Here is a 16,544-nt window from a genome sequence, read left to right on the forward strand (position 1 = left end):
TAGCGCAGTGGAACCACCTGACCCCATGCCGAACTCAGAAGTGAAACGCTGTAGCGCCGATGGTAGTGTGGCATTCGCCATGCGAGAGTAGGACACTGCCAGGCACCCAATACAAGAAACCCCGCTCACTCGAGCGGGGTTTTTTATTGCCTGAAATTCACGTTATCCATCCATATCTGGTTGATTTACCACCACAATTGTATCGTTATACAACCTGATCAGCACAGGGCAGCTCCATGTTGACTATCCCATCTTCCAGCTGAATATCGATCTTGAAACCGAGCCGTTTGGCCAGATTGATCATGCCGCGATTGCTGGGCATGGTCATGCCAGAGAGCTGGCCTATGCCACGCTCTCTGGCATAGCGCACGATCTTTTCCATCATCAACTTGCCGAGTCCGAGCCCTTTCAAGTCTGAGCGGACCAGGATGGCAAACTCCGCATCCGATTGATCCGGGCTGGCAATGGCTCGCACCACTCCCAGGATCTGCTGGCTGAAAGGGCCGTCCTGACCCACGGCGACGAAGGCCATTTCCCGGTCATAATCGATCTGGGTCATGCGGGCCAGCTCCTCATGCCCCAGCTCCCCCACGTCGGCGAAGAAGCGTTTGTACCTGTCTTCATCAGACACCTGCCGCACGAACTGCTTGTGGGCCGGCTCGTCTTCGGGGCGGATGGGGCGGAGCAGTACATGACTCTGATCTTTCAGCCAGGCACCCTCTTCCAGCTCGGTGGGATAGGGGCGAATGGCCAGTGGCAGCACTTGTTGTCCTCGCTCTGCCAGGACGAGCCGGGCATCCAGGATCACCATCTCTTCACCACAGGCCTGCAGCGGGTGCAGATCCAGTTCTTGTATCTCGGGGAAGGCCAGCAGCAGCTCGGAGAGCTGGCACAGCACCTGGCCGAGGGCGTCGATATCGAGCCGTACCGGACTGGCCTGCTCGCGGATCTTGCCATCCTTGAGGGCACCAATGATCTGGTAGCGAGCCAGTGCCTGGTTGAGGGGAGGAAGGGCCGCGACCATCTCGCGGGGCTCGGCACCGGATTCCCCGAGCAGGATGACGGGGCCGAAGACCGGATCCTGCTGCAAGCGGATCCGTAGCTCCAGACCCCCGCTGCGGCGTGCCATGCGTTGTACCAGAAGCCCTTCTATGCGGGCGCCAGGATCGTGCTGACGTACCCTGTCCAGAATGGCATCCGCCGCCTGGGCGACTTCCGCCGAGGTGCGCAGGTTCAGCATGACACCGTGTACATCGGATTTGTGGGCGATGTCGGGAGATCGCAGCTTCACCGCTACGGGGTAGCCGATCTGTTCTGCAGTCAGTGCGGCCTCTATGGCATCGGAAACGATCCAGGTCGCGAGGGTGGATAGCCCGGCTGCCTGCAAGATGGGATGAGCCAGGTGGGTGTCCAGCACCCGCTGCTGGCGCTCCAGCGCTTGCCCAAGGAGCTGCTGGCAGCGCTCGACATCGAGCCTGTCGCCCTGCAGGGAGGCCGGTGTTTCCATCAACTGCTTCTGGTTGCGGCGATATTCCACCATGTGCATGAAGGCCGTGACGGCGCTTTCCGGGGTGCGATAGGTCGGGATGCCCGCCTCATTGAACAGGCGTCTCCCCTCCTGGGCGGAGTATTCGCCTGCCCAGTTGGTCAGGATGTTGAATCGTCTGGCCCTGGGATGCTGCTTGATGAAGTCGATCAGGTTGCTGGCGAGGGTGACACCTCGGGCGGTGAGGGACGGTGCATGGATCAGCAGGATGGCATCGGCACTGTCCCCTTGGAGCAGCGTCTCGAGTGCACTCTTGTAGGCCTCGATATCTGCATCGCTGCCGATGTCGAGGGGTGGCATCTCCAGCTTGCCTCCCCGAGACAGCAGTACGTCTGCGGCCATGTTGGCGAGGCCGCGCCCGTTGGAGAGGATGGCGAGCCGCTCCCCCTTGAGGGTCAGGGAGTGGCTCAGGGTCTCGACAGTGGCAAACAGTTCGTGGGTATCCCGGACGCGCAGCATGCCAGCTCGGCGGATGGCGGCATCATAGACATTGTCGAGACCGTTGGCCGGGTCATGCCGACCGCTCTTGAGGATCAGGATGGGTTTGTTGCGCGAGGCTGCACGGGCGGCGGAGAGAAAGTGCCTGGCATCGTGCAGCTTGTCCATGTAGATCAGGATGGCGCGGGTCGTCCCGTCCCGGGAGAGCTGATCCAGCAGTTGGCCAAAGTCGATGTCGCAATGATCGCCCAGGGAGATGAAGGCCGAGAAGCCGATTTCGCGCTGCTTGGCCCAATCCAGGATGGTGGTGCTGACCGCTGCCGACTGGGAGAGAAACGCCACCTGTCCCGGAGTCGCTGCAATGGGGGAAAAGCTGGCGTTGATACCCTGCCCGGGGAGCAGCATGCCCATGCTGTTGGGGCCGAGCAGCCGGATGCCGTATTGCTGGCACAGATGCTTGAGCCGCAGGCGCTCGTCAGTGGAGAACTGGGCGGCCAGTATGATGGCGGCTCCGGTTCCTTTCTTGCCGAGCTCCTCGATGAGCGGCAGTACCCGTTCGCGCCGGGTACAGACGATGGCGAGATCGGGGGAGAGGGGAAGGCTCTCTATGTCCGGATAGGCGAGCACGCCAGCGATGGCCTGGCTGCGGGGGGCTACGGGTAGTATAGGGCCCTGGAACTGACCCGCCAGCAGGTGCCGGATGACCACATGGCCTGCTTTCTGCGGATCACTGGAGGCGCCGATGACGGCGATCGAGTGAGGTTTGAAGAGCCGATCCAGGCCGCTTTGTTTCATGGGCACTCCTCGTGGTGGCCCCCGGGGCGAGGGGGACGGATGGTGCCAGTCTAATACGCTTTGCGTGCGGGTTCTGTGACCGATTGCGGATCACGATCTGGCTAGTGCGCTGGCGCGCAGATAAAAGCGCAGCTCCCCCTGAATGCATTGCACCGTGGCGAGGTGCCTGTCCTGGAGATAGATCTCCTGCTCCCGATCGAGTTCATGGCGCTGGACCCCGAGGCTTTGCAGATATTCTGCGAACAGGATGGCACTGCGGATTTCGACAAGATGCTGGCTCACGCTCTATTCCTTGATGGTGGCTGGATGGTGCCGGCCAGTGTCCCCTCTTCTCCCCCACTTTCATACTGATACATTTGACACTCACTGTGGCTCTGACGCCTGCCGGATCAGCGAAGGCCTCCCTGGCCGCGTGCGGTGTCCCAGAAGGCGCGGATCAGTGGCTCTTCCAGCCGCTTCTTGAGCACGGCGATGCCGACGTCGAACGCCTTGAGCGCCGGTTTGGGCTCGACCACACGCACCTTGTCCCCCATGGGGCTGTGATCGATGACGGCGGCAGGCACGACACCCACACCGAAGCCGAGGGCCACCATGGCGACGATGCCCTCGTTGCCCGCCACTTCTGCATAGATGTTGGGAGCTATCCCCTTGTTGCGAAACCATTGATCACAGCGCTTTCGGGCCAGCCCCTGTTCGGAGAGGATCAGCGGCAGGCGCTCCCAGTCAGGTTCGCCCTGGGGGAACCACTGACCCTGCTGGGGGGCATTGCGGGGGGCGATGAACACCAGAGGGACTTGTTGCAGGCTGGCGAATTCCAGCTTGGACGAGAGCGCATCCGGCCTCGCTGCGATGGCGAGATCGGCTTCGTCAGCCAGGATCTTGTCCACTGCCAGTGCAGGGTCGCCGGTCTCCAGCTTGATCTCCAGCTGGGGATAACGGCGACGAAAGCGTTCCAGTACCTCGGGCAGCAGAAAGTAGCTGGCGGTGACCGAGCAGAACACCCGCAGCCGCCCTTGCAGCGGCTCGTCGCTGCGCTTGAGCTCCTGTTTGAGTTGGCGCCACTCCTGCAGCAAGGCACCGCCAAACTCCCGCAGCTTGTCACCAGCAGGGGTGAGCCGCACCGAGCGGTTGTCCCGCTCGAACAGCACGCAGCCGGTCTCCTGTTCCAGTCGTTGGATGGCGCGGCTCAGGGTGGAGGGGCTGACCGCCATGGCATCGGCGCTTTTGCCGAAGTGGAGGGAGTCGGCGAGGTGGAGAAACAGTTCGAGATTGCGAAGGTCCATCTTTTTATTCCTGCGGCGTTGTCAGGCGCCCTGTAGCACGATGGCTCGGCGGCGGGAGATTGCGGGAAATCACATTTCAATTCCTGCAACGTACTGTTTCGAATATATCAGTTCAGGCAATAAGTGTCCCGCGCTATAGTGGTTTCGACAACGCCGCTATCCGGCATGGAATCAATAGAACGGAGCAATCACCATGGCTAACTATTTCAACACCTTGAACCTGCGTCAGCAGTTGGCCCAGCTGGGCAAGTGTCGTTTCATGCAGCGCGAAGAGTTCGCGGACGGCTGCAACGTGCTGAAGGGCAAGAAGGTGGTGATTGTGGGCTGTGGCGCCCAGGGCCTGAACCAGGGTCTGAACATGCGCGACTCCGGGCTGGACATCTCCTACGCCCTGCGCAAGGCCGCCATCACCGAGAAGCGCGCCTCCTGGCAGAAGGCCACCGACAACGGCTTCGTGGTCGGCACCTATGAAGAGCTGATCCCGACCGCCGATCTGGTGCTGAACCTGACTCCGGACAAGCAGCACTCCGACGTAGTCAAAACCGTGATGCCGCTGATGAAGCAGGGCGCCGCTCTGGGCTACTCCCACGGCTTCAACGTGGTGGAAGAGGGTCAGCAGATCCGTTCCGACATCACCGTCGTGATGGTTGCACCCAAATGCCCGGGCACCGAAGTGCGTGAAGAGTACAAGCGTGGTTTCGGCGTACCGACCCTGATCGCCGTGCACCCGGAGAACGATCCCCAGGGTGAGGGCATGGCCATCGCCAAGGCGTGGGCCTCTGCTACCGGTGGCGACCGTGCCGGCGTGCTGGAATCCTCCTTCGTCGCGGAAGTGAAATCCGACCTGATGGGCGAGCAGACCATTCTGTGCGGCATGCTGCAGGCCGGTTCCCTGCTCTGCTACGACAAGCTGGTTGCCGAGGGCACCGACCCGGCCTATGCCGGCAAGCTGATCCAGTTCGGCTGGGAGACCATCACCGAGGCCCTGAAGCAGGGTGGCATCAGCCTGATGATGGACCGTCTCTCCAACCCGGCCAAGCTGCGTGCCTTCGAGCTCTCCGAGCAACTGCGCACCCTGATGCGTCCGCTGTTCGAGAAGCACATGGATGACATCATCGCCGGCGAGTTCTCCCGCGGCATGATGGCTGACTGGGCCGAAGACGATGCCAAGCTGTTCGGCTGGCGCGAAGAGACCGGCAAGTCCGCCTTCGAGAATGCCCCTGCCTATGCCGGCAAGATCGCAGAGCAGGAGTACTTCGACAATGGTGTGGTCATGGTGGCCATGGTCAAGGCGGGTGTCGAGCTGGCGTTCGAAACCATGGTGGCCTCCGGCATCTATGAAGAGTCCGCCTACTACGAGTCTTTGCACGAGCTGCCGCTGATCGCCAACACCGTCGCCCGCAAGCGTCTGTACGAGATGAACGTGGTCATCTCCGATACCGCGGAGTACGGCAACTACCTGTTCGCCAACGCCGCCGTGCCGCTGCTGCGCGAGCACTTCATGCCGACCCTGCAAGCAGGGGACCTGGGCAGTGCCCGTGCCGAGAGCAAGGCGGTGGACAACCTTGCCTTGCTGGCTGCCAACGAAGCGACCCGCAACCACCCGATCGAGAAGATCGGCCAGACCCTGCGTGGTTACATGAAGGACATGAAGCGTATTGCCGTCGGCGGTTAAGCCTTCGCTGAGCGGCATCGGAAGGGGCGGGGATGACGATCCCCGTTACTGGCTGGCTTAGACACCTGGCCTGTCGTCCGGATGATGCAAACAGACAGATTGAAGCCTATAAAAAAGCCCCGCTCATCGAGCGGGGCTTTTGCATTCTGGAGGGCGGGAGCAATCAGGCCTTCCAGGCTTTCCAGGTGTTGATCAGGCCGTTAGTGGAGCCGTCGTGGCTGGTGACGGCCTCATCGGTGCCCAGCTCCGGCAGGATCTTGTTGGCCAGCTGTTTGCCCAGCTCCACACCCCACTGGTCGAAGGAGAAGATGTTCCAGATTGCGCCCTGTACGAAGATCTTGTGCTCGTACATGGCGATCAGGGAGCCGAGGGTTTTCGGGGTCAGCTGCTTGAACAGGATGGAGTTGGTCGGGCGGTTGCCTTCGAACACCTTGAACGGCACCAGATCCTTGACTTGCTCCAGGGTCTTGCCGGCGGCCAGGAACTCGGCCTCCACCGCTTCCTTGCTCTTGCCGAAGGCCAGGGCTTCGGTCTGGGCGAAGAAGTTGGCCAGGAGCTTCGGATGGTGGTCACCGATGGGGTTATGGCTGATGGCCGGCGCCAGGAAGTCGCAGGGGATCAGCTTGGTGCCCTGATGGATCAGCTGGTAGAAGGCGTGCTGGCCGTTGGTACCCGGTTCACCCCAGATGATGGGGCCGGTCTGGTAGTCAACCGGATGGCCGTCGCGGTCCACGTACTTGCCGTTGGACTCCATGTTGCCTTGCTGGAAGTAGGCAGGGAAGCGGTGCATGTACTGATCGTACGGCAGGATAGCTTCGGACTCGGCACCATGGAAGTTGTTGTACCACAGGCCGATCAGGGCCAGCAGTACGGGCACGTTCTGTTCATAGGCGGCAGTGGCGAAGTGCATGTCCATCTCGAAGGCACCTTGCAGCAGGGCCTCAAAGTGCTCGAAGCCGAGGGAGAGGGCGATGGGCATGCCGATGGCGGACCAGGAGGAGTAGCGGCCGCCGACCCAGTCCCAGAACTCGAACATGTTGTCGGTGTCGATGCCGAACTCGGCAACGGCCTTGCCGTTGGTCGACAGGGCGGCGAAGTGCTTGGCAACGTGGGCCTTGTCACCGGCATGACCGAGGAACCAGTCGCGGGCGGTCAGGGCGTTGGTCATGGTCTCCTGGGTGGTGAAGGTCTTTGAGGCCACCAGGAACAGGGTGGTTTCCGGATCGATCTTCTTGAGCGTCTCGGCGATGTGGGTGCCGTCGACGTTGGAGACGAAGTGCATCTCCAGGTGATTCTTGTAGGGGCGCAGGGCCTCGGTGATCATGACGGGGCCCAGATCGGAGCCACCAATGCCGATGTTGACCACGTGCTGGATGGCCTTGCCGGTATAGCCCTTCCACTCGCCACCGATGACCTTCTCGCAGAAGCCCTTCATCTTGGCCAGTACGGCGTTCACTTCCGGCATCACGTCCTTGCCGTCAACCTCGATGGGACGGTCGGAGCGGTTGCGCAGGGCGGTGTGCAGTACGGCGCGCCCTTCGGTCATGTTGATCTTGTCGCCGTTGAACATGGCGTCGATGGCGCTGCGCAGATCGGTCTCGCCAGCCAGGTTCACCAGCAGCTTGAGGGTCTCTTCGGTGATCAGGTTCTTGGAGTAGTCGACCAGGATGTCGCCACCGAAGGTGAGGGAGAACTTGTCAAAACGCTTGGGATCCTGTGCGAACAGATCCTTGAGACGCATCTCCTTGTTGGCTGCAAAATGGGCTTCCAGTGCCTGCCAGGCCTGGGTCCGGGTTGGATTGATATTTTTCATAGGATTATCAGTCTTCCAAGTTGTGTTTGAACCTTGCAGGCAAGGCTCCCGCCAAACCTTATTATGCGAGCATTATACCGGGCACTCCGTGCGCCCCGTGTAACAGAGCATTACCAATTGTCTGCAACGAGGGAGTGTACAACCAAAACAGTGCGATTATGAGTCACTCAGTACCCCGGGATCTTGCGTTCGCGCATGCTTGTTCGGGTTGAAAAGGCTTTCATTTCAAGGGGAGCGCGGCCGTGGCTCTGGAAAGCTGGCGTGACAGATCAAAGGGTATTCAACAGACGCTCATCGGACGGTTTTTTGAGCAGGCGCAAATGGTGGGCAACAGACGCTGGCTATCATATGAGCCGAATGGACGAGATCTCCCAGGGATGGCCAAGGTATGGAATCAATGGTGTGGAATGAGGAGATCGAGATGAAAGCCCTGTTATCCCTGTTTGCCCTGAGCCTGATCGCCACCGGCCTCATCGGTTTGCTGACCCTGACGCTGGCCAATGCGGCGCCGACGCTGGAGATCCGCGTACTGGCGGTGATCGGAGCCGTGCTGGGGGGTTATGTGCTGATGCAGCCCCTGCTCAACCGGGTTGCACGCCGGCTGGGGTGAGAACGCGGTGCGACCTGGTGCGCAAGACCGGCCTGTGGCCGGTTTTTTCATGTCACAGAAGGCAGAAACGACAGTGCCAGCCCGAAGGCTGGCACTGGAGAACGCACACCGAGGATCAATCCGCCGTCTTTTGCATGTGGACCACACGCTGGGGGAAGGGGATCTCGATGCCCTCGGCGTCGAAGGTGAGCTTCACCTTCTCGTGGAAGTCGAACCAGACGCCCCAGTAATCGCCGGTCTTGACCCAGGGGCGCACCACGATATTGACCGAGGAGTCGGCCAGCGCGGCGACGGCAATGGTAGCGGCCTGCTCCTTCAGGATGCGGGGCTCTTCGCTCACCAGCCGCTCCAGGATCTGTTTGGCCTTGCGCAGGTCGGAGCCGTAGCCGATGCCGAATGTCATGTCGACGCGGCGGGTATCCATACGCGAGTAGTTGACGATGGTGCCGTTTAGGATGGCGGAGTTTGGCACTACCACCATCTTGTTGTCACCCGAGGTGAGGGTGGTGGTGAAGAGCTGGACCGATTGCACAACGCCATTGGTGCCTGCCACCTCGATGAATTCCCCAGCCTTGATGGGGCGGAAGATGATGAGCAGGAAACCGGCGGCAAAGTTGGAGAGAGAGCCCTGCAGCGCCAGACCGATGGCCAGACCGGCGGCACCGATGATGGCTACGAAGGAGGCGGTCTGCACCCCGACCCGGCCCAGGGCGGCGATCACTACGAACACCAGGATGGTGTATTTGAGGATGCTGCCGACGAAGTGGGTGACGGTGGTGTCCAGCTTGCGGGTCTGCATCACCTTGACCACGCCACCGCTGAGAAGGTTGGCGGCAATGTAACCGACCAGCAGGGTGATCAGGGCGGCGGCGATGTTGACCGCATACTCGATGATCAGTCCCTGGTTGTTGGTCAGCCAGGTCTGTGCTTCGGTAATGATCTCGGGTTCCATAGGATGTCCTGTTGGTGTGAAGATTTATGGCAGATGAATCTAACACTTGAGCGCGACAAGCTGGGTCGCATTTGGTGCTTGTCTCTTCTTTTGTGCCACAAAAAGCAAGGGAGGCCAAGGCCTCCCGTTTTGTCACAACCCTGCTGGCGCAGGGACGCTCGGCATGTGCGCACTCAGCTTTGCAGCTGCTGGCTGCGGATGAACTGCCACTGATCTTCAAACCCGGCGGTGGGGTTGATTGTGAGCTCGGAGCAGACGTGCATTGGTTGATGCGGTCTGCTGGCTCAGCTTTGCAGCAGCTGGCTGCGGATAAACTGCCACTGATCTTCAAAGCCGGCAGTGGGCTTGATTTTGAACTCCGAGCGGACGTGCATTGGTTGATGCGGTCTGCTGGCTCAGCTTTGCAGCAGCTGGCTGCGGATAAACTGCCACTGATCTTCAAACCCGGCGGTGGGTTTGATTTTGAACTCGGAGCAGACGTGCATTGGTTGATGCGGTCTGCTGGCTCAGCTTTGCAGCAGCTGGCTGCGGATAAACTGCCACTGATCTTCAAAGCCTGCAGTGGGCTTGATTTTGAACTCCGAGCGGACGAACTGGCTGATGCGGCCCTCGGTATAGGCCAGCAGCAGGTTGGCCAGCATGGTCTCGTCGAGCTGGAAGCCCTGGCCTTCCCGCAGCCGTTTCTCGCGCAGTACCTGCTTGATCTGGGTCTCCAGCTTGTCGAACAGAATGCTGATGCGATCCCGCAGCCGATCGTGTTCGCCCAGCAGGGCATCGCCATTGAGAATGCGGGTGATGCCGGGGTTGCGCTCGGCGAACACCAGCAGCAGCTGCAGTATGTGATGGCAGCGGGCCATGGTGTCCTTCTCTTCGGCCATGATCAGGTTGACCCGTGACAGCAGGGAATCCTCGATAAAGTCGATCAGCCCCTCGAACATCCTCGCCTTGCTGGGAAAATGCCGGTAGAGGGCCGCCTCGGACACGCCCACCTCGGCCGCGAGGCGTGCCGTGGTGATACGCTGGCCCGGGCTGGTTTCCAGCATGTGGGCGAGTGCCTGCAGGATCTGATCGCGCCGACTCTGTTTCTGGTTACTGCTTGCCATGGATTCCCCTAAAAAAACAATGGCTTGATTCTATTATTTGGCACGTGCCCCAGGGGGCCGTGTGGTCTTGTTATTGGCGACCAGAAGAACCAAACCCGCCTTCACCCCGTTCACTCTGATTGAATTCGTCGACCAGCTGGAAGCTGGCCTGTACCACCGGCAGGATCACCAGCTGGGCGATGCGCTCGCCGGGCTGCATGGTGAAGCTGTCGTTGCCACGGTTCCAGACCGAGACCATCAACTGACCCTGGTAGTCGGAGTCGATGAGGCCGACCAGGTTGCCCAGCACGATGCCGTGCTTATGGCCGAGGCCGGAGCGGGGCAGGATGGTGGCGCACAGACCCGGATCCTGGATGTGAATGGCCAGCCCGGTCGGCACCAGCGTGGTGTCGCCTGGGGCCAGGGTCAGTGGGGCATCCAGCAGGGCGCGCAAGTCCATGCCAGCGGAGCCCGGTGTGGCGTAAGCGGGCAGCGGGAAGTCGGTGCCGATGCGGGCATCCAGGATTTTCAGTTCAATTTGTGTCGTCATGAATCTTTTTCAATTGGATCGCCTGGCGATCGGGTGGTACTGCAGGAGCCTGGGGCTCCCGGCATGTTCAATGGGCTCAGGGTCGATAATGGCGTGCAATCAGGGCGACAAGATGACGGGCGAGCGTCAGCTTATCGGCCAGGGGCAGGGCGGCTTGACCCCCTTGCCAGAAGACGGTCAGGGCGTTGTCATCGGCATTGAAACCCTGGCCTGCACGGGACACATCGTTGGCTGCGATCATGTCCAGCCGCTTACGTCGAAGTTTGTCGAGGGCGTATTGTTCCACATCCACGGTTTCGGCGGCAAATCCGACGGTGAAGGGTTTGTCTGACAACGCCCCCACATCGGCGATGATGTCGGGGTTTTTGACCAGGGTCAGCTGCATTTGGTCGTTGTCGCCGGTCTTCTTGATCTTTTGCTCGGCCACCTGGGCGGGACGGTAGTCGGCGACGGCAGCGCAGCCGATAAAGAGGTCGCACTCACCGACCCGGCTCATCACCGCTTCGTGCATCTGCAGGGCACTCTCCACATCGATGCGGGTAACGCCGGCCGGGGTGGCCAGTGCCACCGGGCCGCTCACCAGGGTCACCTCCGCGCCCGCTTCGCGCGCGGCGCGGGCGATGGCGTAGCCCATCTTGCCGGAGCTGTGGTTGCTGATATAGCGCACCGGATCCAGCGCCTCGCGGGTCGGCCCGGCTGTGAGCAGCAGCCTGACGCCTGCCAGGAGTGGCTCGGCGGCGAGCTGCTGGCAGCAGCGTTCCACCAGTTCCAGGGGATCCAGCATCCGGCCCGGGCCCACATCGCCGCAGGCCTGGCTGCCGGAATCCGGCCCCCACAGCTGAATGCCGCGTTCGGCGAGGGTCTGGAGGTTGGCCTGGGTGGCGGCGTTGCGGTACATCTGCTGGTTCATGGCTGGCGCCAGGGCGACAGTCGCCGGGGTGGCCAGGCAGAGGGTGGTGAGCAGCTCGTCCGCCATGCCGGCGGCCATGCGGGCCATCAGATTGGCGCTGGCGGGGGCGATCAGCACCAGATCGGCCCACTTGGCCAGCTCGATGTGGCCCATGCCCGCCTCGGCAGCCGGGTCCAGCAGACTGTCGGCCACCGGGTGGCCTGAGACGGCTTGCAGGGTCAGCGGGGTGATGAACTCCTTGGCGGAGCGGGTCATCACCACTCGCACCTCGGCCCCCTGATCTTTCAGGCGACGTACCAGTTCGGCACTCTTGTAGGCGGCGATCCCGCCACTGACACCCAACAGGATGCGTTTATCGGCCAATCTCATCTGCTGCTTCTCTTCCGGCTCACTCTGACTGGTCGGCTAAGATAGCACAGGCAATGGGTGGCGACAGAGGCTGACATGGGGGAGTTGTGGTCGGGCTCGCGGGATTCTTTGCTATGTTTTCTCTCAATAGCCATGTAGGGAGAGACAAATGAGCATCAAGGAGTGGCCGGAAGAGGAGCGCCCGAGGGAAAAGCTGCTGCGCCGAGGAGCGGCGACGCTCTCCGATGCCGAACTGCTGGCCATCTTCCTGCGCACCGGGGTCAGCGGGTTGAGTGCGGTGGACCTCTCCCGCCAGTTGTTGCAGCAGTTTGGTTCCCTGCGGGCACTGCTGGGAGCCGAGCAGCAGGATTTTTGTGGCGCTCACGGGCTGGGACCTGCCAAGTATGCCCAGTTGCAGGCGGTGCTGGAGATGGGGCGGCGCCATCTGGCCGAACAGTTGCAACGGGGAGAGGCGCTCACCTCGCCAGGGCTCACCCGTGACTTTCTGCAAGCCCAGTTGCGGGATCGGGGGCGGGAGGTGTTCGCCCTGCTGCTGCTCGACAACCAGCACAGGGTCATCCGGTTTGTCGAACTTTTTTACGGCACCCTCGACTCGGCGAGCGTCTGGCCCAGAGAAATCGTGCAGATCGCGCTCAAACATAATGCAGCCGCCGTGATTCTGGCGCATAATCACCCGTCCGGCGTGGCCGAGCCCAGTCGGGCGGACCGCCAGATCACGGATCGGATCCTGGCCGCCCTGGCCCTGGTCGATATCAGAGTGCTTGATCACCTGGTGATCGGTGATGGCATCACGGTTTCTTTCGCAGAGCGTGGTTGGTTGTGACTGGGCTCTGGCACTGTATTAGTTGATCTTTGATCACGGATGCTGTATAAAATGCCGCCTTCTGTTTGCCCCGCAATCGAAGGCCAGCGGGGCAGATATTTGCTCGAGCAATGAAGTAAGATTTGGAGAGACTGACATGTCTAGAGTATGCCAAGTAACCGGCAAGCGCCCGGCAGTTGGTAACAACCGTTCGCACGCTAACAACGCTACCAAGCGTCGTTTCCTGCCGAACCTGCACACTCACCGTTTCTGGGTTGAGAGTGAAAAACGCTTCGTGAGCCTGCGCGTATCCGCAAAAGGCATGCGTATCATCGACAAGCGCGGCGTTGAAGTGGTTCTGGCTGAACTGCGTGCCAGCGGCGTTAAGGTATAAGGAATTAGATCATGGCTAAAGGTATTCGCGATAAGATTCGCCTGAACTCCAGCGCCGGTACTGGTCACTTCTATACCACTACCAAGAACAAGCGCACCATGCCCGAAAAAATGGAGATCAAGAAATTTGATCCCGTGATTCGTCAGCATGTGATCTACAAAGAAGGCAAAATCAAGTAATTACTTGGTTTCGCTGCAAAAACCCGGCCTCGTGCCGGGTTTTTTTATGGCTGGAATTCAGTACACTGCCGATTCGAAGGGAGGCTAGCCATGTTCAAACTGAGCCGCAAAGGCTGGAACAACGTGATCATCGTGGTCGTGTTGATCGTCATTACCCTGTTGCACCGGCTGGAGCAGGCCCAGCAGGAGAACAGTGCCAAACGCGCGCGTCCGCTGTTGCCGGAGAGTGCCGTGGTGCTGACCTGGCAGGGGCCGAGCTGGCAGATAGAGCGTATCGGCCAGGGCTGGCGCAGCGCGCCGGATCTGGGGCTTGGCAGCACCCAGCTGGCGGCCCGCATCGAGGCGTGGCAAGGCTGGCTGCTGCCCCCCGGCGAGCCCGTGCGCGGCACCCCGGTGACCCTCAAGATCTGGATCGCCGGACAGAGCGATCCGGTGGAAGTCGGGCTCTATCAGGACGACGGCAAGTTTGCCGCCCTGCTGCCCTCCTCGACCTGGCTCAGCTTGAGTCAGGCGCAATACCGTGACCTGATGCGTCCCATTCCCTGAACGAGAGATCGCCCATGCCTGAATTACCGGAAGTCGAAGTCAGCCGCCAGGGCATCTCCCCCTGGCTTACCGGCATCAAGGTGACCCGCGTGGTGGTGCGGGACGGCCGCCTGCGCTGGCCCGTGCCCGGCGAGATCCAGGAGCTGGTGGATCTCGTCATCCACTGCGTCAGCCGCCGTGCCAAATACCTGTTGCTGGAGACCGACTTTGGCACCGCCATCCTCCATCTCGGGATGTCCGGCAGCCTGCGGGTGCTGGATATCGGCACCCCGGCCGAGAAGCACGATCACGTGGATATCGAGCTGGCCAACGGCAAGCTGCTGCGGCTCAACGATCCACGCCGTTTTGGCGCCCTGCTGTGGACCCGCGAACCGGCCGAGGCCCATGCCCTGCTCGCCAAGCTGGGGCCGGAACCCCTCACCGATGCCTTCCATGCCGATTACCTGCGGGAGCGGGCGAAGGGGCGCAGCACCGCCATCAAGCAGTTCCTGATGGACAATCACGTGGTGGTCGGGGTGGGCAACATCTACGCCAACGAGGCGCTCTATGCCGCCGGCATTCATCCCAGGCGGGCGGCGGGCAACATCAGCGCCGAGCGGCTGGGCACCCTGGTGAGCGAGATCAAGCGGGTGCTGGCCGAAGCCATTCACCAGGGGGGCACCACCCTCAAGGATTTCACCAGCGCCGACGGCAAGCCAGGCTATTTCGTGCAGCAGCTGCAGGTTTACGGCCGTGGCGGCCAGCCCTGTTTCCACTGCCACACCCTGCTCACCGAGGTGAAGATGGGCCAGCGAACCACGGTGTTCTGCTCCCACTGCCAACGCTGAAAGAGGGGTTTTTGAACCGGAACCGGCCAAGTTGTAAGAGAGTATTTCCGGTCTGTTGAAGCGGCGTCAGCCCATGACTACTATCTCGCCAGTTCAGGCTGCGAGGTAATAAAATGACAGCTAAATCAATAGACTGGGAACATTTATCCCGGCAGGGGCACTATTGTGCCCACGATATGGCCCGCTTCCTCTATCCCGAAGACAGCGCCCGCAAGACCTTCAATCGCGGCAAGTTTTTGCTGCGCAGTCTGCTCTACCGTGCGCAGTTGAACCGGGTATTCGAGCTGTTCCAGAGCGCCCCCCTGCGGGCGCTTCCCGCCCGCCACCCCGAGCTGCTCGACAAGCCGATGCGCCCCTATCGCTTCGCCTGCTCGACGGTGAACCAGCGGGTCAAGATGGTGGAGGATCACTACCGCCTGCTGCTGGGCCTGTACCCCGAGCTCATCGACCCGCTCTATCTGGGGGAGGGGATAGTGCTGGGCCATTATCCCGATGGCGGCTGGCGCATCGTGCTGCGTCACGACGGCACCTTCCGCAGGGAGGCGGAGCTGGCGCTCTCCATCGTCAACGCGCGGGGGGAGCGACTCTACAGCTGTGCCTTCTCCCTGGCGGGCAGCGAACAGGAGCTGGCCCTGGTGATCGGGTCGGTGCAGGGGCCAGAGCCCTGTGTCGAGCAGCCCCAGGAGCAGGTGCGGGCATTGACCCGGGCGGGTCAGGGTCTGAGACCCAAGTCGCTGGTGGTGATGCTGGTGATAGCGCTGGCCGGGGCTATGGGGGCCCACCGGGTCTGTGCGGTGCGCATGAAGGCCCACATCTTCCAGGCAAGACGGTACAGCAAGAAGAAGAAAGCCTGCCTGCAGGCGGACTACGACGAGCTGTGGCAGGAGTTTGGCGCCCTCGATCAGGACGCCAACTTCGTGCGGCTGCAACCCGTGGTGCGCAAGCCGCTGGAGGAGGTGGCCGCCAAGAAGCGGGCCATGTACCGGCGCCGTTACGAGTGGCTCGATCAGCTGGAGCGGGCGATCCGCCAGCAGTTTGCCCGCAGCTAGGCGTGCAGTGCGTTGATGCAACAAGGGCTACCCGCGGGTAGCCCTTGTTCGTTTCTGCCCATCAGGGGAGGGGATTAGCGCTGCTGTCTGGCGGCAATGGCCTGAGCCACCAGGGGGTCGACGAACTGGTGGATGTCACCTCCGTGCAGCGCCACCTCCTTCACCAGGGTGGAGGAGATGAAGGAGTTCTCCTCCGCCGGGGTAAGGAAGACGCTCTCCAGGGTAGGCATCAGGCGACGGTTCATGTTGGCGAGCTGGAACTCGTATTCGAAGTCGGAGACGGCGCGCAGGCCGCGGATCAGCACGTTGGCCTGCTGCTCCCTGGCAAAATCCACCAGCAGGCCGGAGAAGCCCACCACCTTGACGTTGGGCAGGTGAGCCGTCACCTGCCGGGCCAGCTGAACGCGCTCCTCGAGATCGAACAGCGGCCGTTTGCTCGGGCTGTTGGCCACCCCGACCACCACCTCGTCGAACAGTCTGGCGGCGCGGCCAATGAGATCGGTATGGCCGTTGGTGATGGGGTCGAAGGTGCCGGGATAGATTACCTTGTTGGTCATGCTGCTGATTCCTGAAACCGGAAAACTGGTCGCATTATAGGGGCTGTTGCCGGTTTGTCGCGACCGGGATGGCGCGGATTTCTGGCGCTGATCGGCGGCCGGGGTCGCACAAATCGGGGCCCCGTGGCGTCTTCGCTTGAGAATCGCCCTGCATCAGGCAAGAATAC

Annotated in this window: 17 protein-coding genes, 1 rRNA gene and 1 pseudogene; 9 read left to right on the top strand and 10 right to left on the bottom strand. The window is 61.4% G+C overall.

Annotation, left to right across the window (positions count from 1 at the left end; genetic code table 11):
- Window positions 1-104: ribosomal RNA gene (rrf, locus tag PG883_RS16635) — 5S ribosomal RNA — on the top strand; the annotation flags it as partial.
- 101 nt (window positions 105-205) lie between these two features.
- Here rrf and PG883_RS16640 read toward each other — a convergent pair.
- The 3 genes from PG883_RS16640 to ilvY form a co-directional block, all read right to left on the bottom strand.
- Window positions 206-2,779 carry a bifunctional acetate--CoA ligase family protein/GNAT family N-acetyltransferase gene (locus PG883_RS16640; protein WP_109112301.1) on the bottom strand — a complete coding sequence of 858 codons (2,574 nt, stop codon included), beginning with the start codon at window positions 2,777-2,779 and terminating at the stop codon, window positions 206-208.
- A 90-nt stretch (window positions 2,780-2,869) separates the two neighbouring features.
- Window positions 2,870-3,061, bottom strand: coding sequence for a hypothetical protein (locus PG883_RS16645; protein WP_010676124.1), 192 nt, complete (start codon window positions 3,059-3,061; stop codon window positions 2,870-2,872).
- A gap of 107 nt (window positions 3,062-3,168) precedes the next feature.
- Entirely contained in the window at window positions 3,169-4,062 is an 894-nt protein-coding gene (gene ilvY, locus PG883_RS16650; protein ID WP_010676123.1) for an HTH-type transcriptional activator IlvY, read from the bottom strand.
- A gap of 193 nt (window positions 4,063-4,255) precedes the next feature.
- On the opposite strand from ilvY, the gene ilvC reads away from it, so the two are divergent.
- Window positions 4,256-5,737, top strand: a complete 1,482-nt coding sequence (gene ilvC / locus PG883_RS16655) for a ketol-acid reductoisomerase (RefSeq protein ID WP_039041087.1) — start codon at window positions 4,256-4,258, stop codon at window positions 5,735-5,737.
- A 163-nt stretch (window positions 5,738-5,900) separates the two neighbouring features.
- On the opposite strand, the gene pgi is transcribed toward ilvC, so the two are convergent.
- Window positions 5,901-7,550 carry a glucose-6-phosphate isomerase gene (gene pgi / locus PG883_RS16660; protein ID WP_103243929.1) on the bottom strand — a complete coding sequence of 550 codons (1,650 nt, stop codon included), beginning with the start codon at window positions 7,548-7,550 and terminating at the stop codon, window positions 5,901-5,903.
- 421 nt (window positions 7,551-7,971) lie between these two features.
- Between pgi and PG883_RS16665 the strand changes: the two genes are divergently transcribed.
- The gene (locus PG883_RS16665) at window positions 7,972-8,160 is read left to right on the top strand and encodes a hypothetical protein (protein WP_029314882.1); all 189 of its coding nucleotides are present in this window, start codon (window positions 7,972-7,974) and stop codon (window positions 8,158-8,160) included.
- A gap of 115 nt (window positions 8,161-8,275) precedes the next feature.
- Here PG883_RS16665 and PG883_RS16670 read toward each other — a convergent pair whose 3' ends face one another.
- From PG883_RS16670 to coaBC, 5 genes and pseudogenes are all read right to left on the bottom strand, one after another.
- Window positions 8,276-9,112 (bottom strand): mechanosensitive ion channel domain-containing protein, encoded by an 837-nt coding sequence (locus PG883_RS16670; protein ID WP_042864726.1) that lies wholly within the window; start codon window positions 9,110-9,112, stop codon window positions 8,276-8,278.
- A gap of 284 nt (window positions 9,113-9,396) precedes the next feature.
- Window positions 9,397-9,480 (bottom strand): annotated as a pseudogene (locus tag PG883_RS16675) (nucleoid occlusion factor SlmA); the annotation flags it as partial.
- Window positions 9,481-9,618: 138 nt separating this feature from the next.
- Window positions 9,619-10,215: a nucleoid occlusion factor SlmA gene (gene slmA, locus PG883_RS16680; RefSeq protein WP_010676117.1), complete on the bottom strand. Its 597-nt coding sequence runs from the start codon at window positions 10,213-10,215 to the stop codon at window positions 9,619-9,621.
- A gap of 70 nt (window positions 10,216-10,285) precedes the next feature.
- Complete coding sequence (gene dut / locus PG883_RS16685) at window positions 10,286-10,744, bottom strand: dUTP diphosphatase (RefSeq protein ID WP_010676116.1); 459 nt, start codon at window positions 10,742-10,744, stop codon at window positions 10,286-10,288.
- Window positions 10,745-10,820: 76 nt separating this feature from the next.
- Complete coding sequence (gene coaBC / locus PG883_RS16690; RefSeq protein WP_042879081.1) at window positions 10,821-12,023, bottom strand: bifunctional phosphopantothenoylcysteine decarboxylase/phosphopantothenate--cysteine ligase CoaBC; 1,203 nt, start codon at window positions 12,021-12,023, stop codon at window positions 10,821-10,823.
- Between the two features lie 148 nt (window positions 12,024-12,171).
- Here coaBC and radC point away from each other — a divergent pair, with 148 nt between their 5' ends.
- The 6 genes from radC (at window position 12,172) to PG883_RS16720 (ending at window position 15,820) form a co-directional block, all read left to right on the top strand.
- The gene (radC, locus tag PG883_RS16695; RefSeq protein WP_039040991.1) at window positions 12,172-12,846 is read left to right on the top strand and encodes a RadC family protein; all 675 of its coding nucleotides are present in this window, start codon (window positions 12,172-12,174) and stop codon (window positions 12,844-12,846) included.
- Between the two features lie 136 nt (window positions 12,847-12,982).
- Window positions 12,983-13,219: a 50S ribosomal protein L28 gene (rpmB, locus tag PG883_RS16700; RefSeq protein ID WP_005307492.1), complete on the top strand. Its 237-nt coding sequence runs from the start codon at window positions 12,983-12,985 to the stop codon at window positions 13,217-13,219.
- An 11-nt stretch (window positions 13,220-13,230) separates the two neighbouring features.
- Window positions 13,231-13,398 (top strand): 50S ribosomal protein L33, encoded by a 168-nt coding sequence (gene rpmG / locus PG883_RS16705; protein ID WP_005323752.1) that lies wholly within the window; start codon window positions 13,231-13,233, stop codon window positions 13,396-13,398.
- A 90-nt stretch (window positions 13,399-13,488) separates the two neighbouring features.
- On the top strand, window positions 13,489-13,944 hold the full coding sequence (locus PG883_RS16710; protein WP_041212007.1) for a hypothetical protein: 456 nt from the start codon (window positions 13,489-13,491) through the stop codon (window positions 13,942-13,944).
- A 14-nt stretch (window positions 13,945-13,958) separates the two neighbouring features.
- Entirely contained in the window at window positions 13,959-14,771 is an 813-nt protein-coding gene (gene mutM / locus PG883_RS16715; RefSeq protein WP_270807408.1) for a bifunctional DNA-formamidopyrimidine glycosylase/DNA-(apurinic or apyrimidinic site) lyase, read from the top strand.
- Window positions 14,772-14,947: 176 nt separating this feature from the next.
- The gene (locus PG883_RS16720) at window positions 14,948-15,820 is read left to right on the top strand and encodes a VirK/YbjX family protein (protein WP_270807411.1); all 873 of its coding nucleotides are present in this window, start codon (window positions 14,948-14,950) and stop codon (window positions 15,818-15,820) included.
- A 74-nt stretch (window positions 15,821-15,894) separates the two neighbouring features.
- Here PG883_RS16720 and coaD read toward each other — a convergent pair whose 3' ends face one another.
- Window positions 15,895-16,377, bottom strand: coding sequence for a pantetheine-phosphate adenylyltransferase (gene coaD / locus PG883_RS16725; protein WP_010676110.1), 483 nt, complete (start codon window positions 16,375-16,377; stop codon window positions 15,895-15,897).
- Window positions 16,378-16,544 lie beyond the last annotated feature (167 nt).

This window comes from Aeromonas sp. QDB25, assembly GCF_027707725.1.
GTDB classification, from domain to species: Bacteria; Pseudomonadota; Gammaproteobacteria; order Enterobacterales; family Aeromonadaceae; genus Aeromonas; species Aeromonas caviae.